A 2038-nucleotide genomic window follows, 5' to 3' on the forward strand; every position below is an offset into this window, starting at 1 on the left:
TGCACACCAGGAGGCCGAGGAGACCCAGGAGGCCGAGGAGGCCGGGAAGCCCCAGGGTTCGCAGGGGTCCTGAGGCGGGCGGGCGCGGCCACCCGTCCGCGGCCCGTGCCGCTCCCGGCGCTAGGTTGGCTCCATGAGCAGCGGCGCGTGGCGGGACCGGGAACGACTGGTGGTCATCGGCGGCGACGCGGCGGGCATGTCCGCCGCGTCGCAGGCCCGCAGGATGAAGGGCGCCGAGGAGCTGGAGATCGTCGCCTTCGAACGGGGGCACTTCTCCTCCTACTCGGCGTGCGGCATCCCCTACTGGGTCGGCGGCGCGGTCGGCGAGCGCGAGCAGCTGATCGCCCGCTCGCCCGAGGAGCACCGCGCCCGCTCCATCGACCTGCGCACGCGCACCGAGGTCACCGCGATCGACGTCGGGCGCGAGCGCGTCCGGGCGCGCGACCTGGACACCGGCGAGGAGTCCTGGACCTCCTACGACAAGCTGGTGATCGCCACCGGCGCCACCCCGCTGCGCCCCGACCTGCCCGGCATCGACCTGCCGGGCGTGCACGGCGTGCAGACCCTGGACGACGGGCAGGCCCTGATCGACACGCTGTCGCGCACCACCGGACGGCGCGCGGTGGTGGTGGGCGCCGGCTACATCGGCGTCGAGATGGCCGAGGCGATGATCAACCACGGCTTCGAGGTCACGGTGGTCAACCGCGGCAAGGAGCCGATGTCCACCCTCGACCCGGACATGGGCCGGATGGTGCACACCGCCATGGAGGGCCTCGGCATCACCATGGTCAACGACACCGGCGTCACGGCCGTGCTCGCCGGGGAGGACGGCCGGGTCCGCGCGGTGGCGGCCGGTGACCGCGAGTTCCCGGCGGACGTGGTGATCCTGGGCATCGGGGTCCGGCCGCGGACCGCCCTGGCCGAGGCCGCCGGTCTCCCCCTCGGCGCGAGCGGCGGCCTCCTCACCGACCTGGCCATGCGGGTCCGCGGCCACGAGAACGTCTGGGCCGGCGGCGACTGCGTGGAGGTCCTCAACCTGGTCTCCGGCCAGCAGCAGCACGTGGCGCTGGGCACCCACGCCAACAAGCACGGCCAGGTGATCGGCGCGAACGTGGGCGGCGGCTACGCCACCTTCCCCGGTGTGGTCGGCACCGCGGTGAGCAAGGTCTGCGACCTGGAGATCGCCCGCACCGGCCTGCGCGAGAAGGACGCCCGGCGGGTGGGGATGCGGTTCCACGCGGTCACGATCGAGTCGACCAGCCGGGCCGGCTACTACCCGGGCGCCTCCCCCATGACGGTCAAGATGCTGGCCGAGGAGCGCACCGGGAAACTGCTGGGCGTGCAGATCGTGGGCCGGGAGGGCGCCGCCAAACGGGTCGACGTGGCGGCGGTCGCGCTGACGGCCGGGATGACGGTGGAGCAGATGACGGCCCTGGACCTGGGGTACGCGCCGCCGTTCTCCCCGGTCTGGGACCCCGTGCTGGTGGCGGCCCGCAAGGCCGCCGCGGCGGTGCGGCCGCGCACGCCCTGACCGCCGCCGCCCTTCGGCTCCGGTGCGGTTCCTCCGGAACCGGCCCGTTCGCGGATCCTTCTGCTTGAATGCGGCGGTGATCGAACTCGTGATCGCCCTGACGGCGGGCGGACTGACGGCCTGGCTGCTCCGCCGGAAGGTGAAGCGGCGTGCGGACCGTGCCGCTCAGGGGGAGGTGATCAAGGTTCCCTGTCTGCTGCAGCATCCCTCGCTCGAGGGCCGGTGGCTTCGCGGGCGGTTGGTGACCGGCCCCTCCACGGTGGCCTGGGAGCCCCGCACCCGGGCCGGGGCCGGGCTGTCCCTTCCGGCGGGAGTGCGGTCGGCCTGCGGTCACCGTCGCTGCGCGAAGCGATGAAGATCAACGGTGGCTCCACGATCGTCGAGTGCGCCTCCTGCGAAGGCGCTGTCCTCATCGCCGTGATGCCGAACGAGCTGGATCACGTGCTCACCGCCCTGAGCAGGAACGCGGCCGGGTGAGGGTGACGTACTCGGGGTGAGCGGCGGGGG

At 73.6% G+C, this 2038-nt stretch carries 2 protein-coding genes; both read left to right on the forward strand.

What is annotated here, in order from left to right:
- The first annotated feature begins 133 nt into the window (after window positions 1-133).
- On the forward strand, window positions 134-1531 hold the full coding sequence (locus HW445_RS28470) for an FAD-dependent oxidoreductase (RefSeq protein ID WP_180223725.1): 1398 nt from the start codon (window positions 134-136) through the stop codon (window positions 1529-1531).
- Between the two features lie 351 nt (window positions 1532-1882).
- A complete protein-coding gene (locus HW445_RS33840) occupies window positions 1883-2008 on the forward strand; it encodes a hypothetical protein (RefSeq protein ID WP_257231341.1) in 126 nt (41 codons plus the stop codon).
- The last annotated feature ends 30 nt before the right edge of the window (window positions 2009-2038 follow it).

The sequence above is a fragment of the Streptomyces sp. UH6 genome, assembly GCF_013421635.1.
In the GTDB taxonomy this organism is placed as follows: domain Bacteria; phylum Actinomycetota; class Actinomycetes; order Streptomycetales; family Streptomycetaceae; genus Streptomyces; species Streptomyces abyssomicinicus.

What these genes read in the sequence shown, in the direction of transcription:
- HW445_RS28470 (WP_180223725.1), top strand. Translation starts at nt 134, where the DNA reads ATGAGCAGCGGCGCGTGGCGGGACCGGGAACGACTGGTGGTCATCGGC.
- HW445_RS33840 (WP_257231341.1), top strand. Translation starts at nt 1,883, where the DNA reads ATGAAGATCAACGGTGGCTCCACGATCGTCGAGTGCGCCTCCTGCGAA.